The organism is Microvirga tunisiensis (genome assembly GCF_009296175.1).
GTDB lineage: Bacteria > Pseudomonadota > Alphaproteobacteria > Rhizobiales > Beijerinckiaceae > Microvirga > Microvirga tunisiensis.
In genome coordinates this window covers 1-1,382 of record NZ_VOSK01000753.1, presented here as the reverse complement: position 1 = coordinate 1,382, position 1,382 = coordinate 1, and the positions used below count along the sequence as shown (strand labels likewise).

Sequence of the window (1,382 nt, the reverse complement as noted above, 5' to 3'; positions counted from 1 at the left end):
CAGGCGCCCACCGTCGAAAGCAGCGGTGATCTTCTTGCGGCCAACGGCTGGAAACGGGAAGGTGGCAGGTGTATCGTCCGGCATGGCGAGTGTGGCACAGGGCAATTGGTGGCAGGGATTAGTCTCAACAACCAAATCCTACGCTGCTTCAAGTGCTTAAGCTACACTCGCCAGCCTTCATCAACCTTCCCATGCATAAGAACGGCTAGATCATAGTAGCTAAAGACTACGTTAGGGAAATAAACCAATAGAACGACTGAGTTATTAAACCCAGGGTCCGCCGCAGCCATAGCTCACTCTGGCTGAGGGATTTTGCGAACCATAAAAGTAACGACTTTCTTTCAAAGAACCCGATCTATGCCTTCTACCACTTAAGAGTTAATACTTATGAGCTACTTACGATTGGGAGCGGGTTAGCTAACTTTGTCCAAGTTTCGACTGGTTGCGTATTTCTGTGATGTCCTCGCGCCAAGAATAGGCGAGTAAGGTACCTATCGGTGAGGCGCTGCATGTCAGGCTGAGGAGCAGCGACCCATAATCAAGAACCGGCGAGCTCTCCGAAGTCATGGATTTCGAGGGGGCTTCTTTGTCGCTTTCTGAATTACGCTTGGGTCATGCAAATCGCAACCAGCATGCCTTCGGAAGAAGAGGCCTAAACGTCTCCTCATCATATGCGGTTTTGTTGAGCTCGGCGTCTACAGCGGCCTTGCTTCTCGTCACGACCGCAGCTCACGCCGACCAAATCATTGACGGTGGAAGTTCCGTTGTTGTCTCGGTTGATCAGCCTATAAATGGGAACCTCTTCATTGGATATAACAGCGTCGGTACTTTGCTGATTGAAAATGGAGCAAAGCTTAGCGACGTGTTTTCCTATGGGGGCGTCAATTTTGGCTCCTCAGCCAATGTGACTGTCAGAGGAGCCGGGTCTTACTGGGAGAACACGCGCGAACTGCATTTTGGCTACAGAGGTGGGGGCACACTCACCATTGAGGGCGGTGGCAAAGTTAGCAACACGGTCGGTGTCGTCGCGAATTCATCGGCAGCGCCGAGCAGAGTAACGGTCACAGGAACCAACTCGCGGTGGATCAACTCTAGTGATCTCTATCTTGGTATCTCAGGTGCCGGAACGCTTGAAATCAAGGACGGGGCTACCGTTGCCAGTTTCACGGGCTTGCTCAGCTACAACCCCGTCTCCAACAGTAAAGTTTCAGTTGACGGCTCCAAATCGGCATGGACCAACTCTGGACAGCTATACAGAGCTGGCTCGGGAAATTTGGACAGCGGGATAAGTGGAGTTTCTGCCTGAGAGCAGCCAGAATGGCTGCTGAACAGGAGAGACGATGAGCAAGAGACCCCGCCGGAACCACTCTCCGGCTTTCAAA

1 protein-coding gene is annotated in these 1,382 nt (G+C 52.1%); it reads left to right on the top strand.

What is annotated here, in order from left to right; genetic code table 11:
* Positions 1-565: 565 nt before the first annotated feature.
* The gene (locus FS320_RS43395; RefSeq protein ID WP_152718655.1) at positions 566-1,306 is read left to right on the top strand and encodes a hypothetical protein; all 741 of its coding nucleotides are present in this window, start codon (positions 566-568) and stop codon (positions 1,304-1,306) included.
* The last annotated feature ends 76 nt before the right edge of the window (positions 1,307-1,382 follow it).

Coding starts and splice junctions, on each gene's coding strand:
- FS320_RS43395 (WP_152718655.1), top strand. CDS start 566: ATGGATTTCGAGGGGGCTTCTTTGTCGCTTTCTGAATTACGCTTGGGT.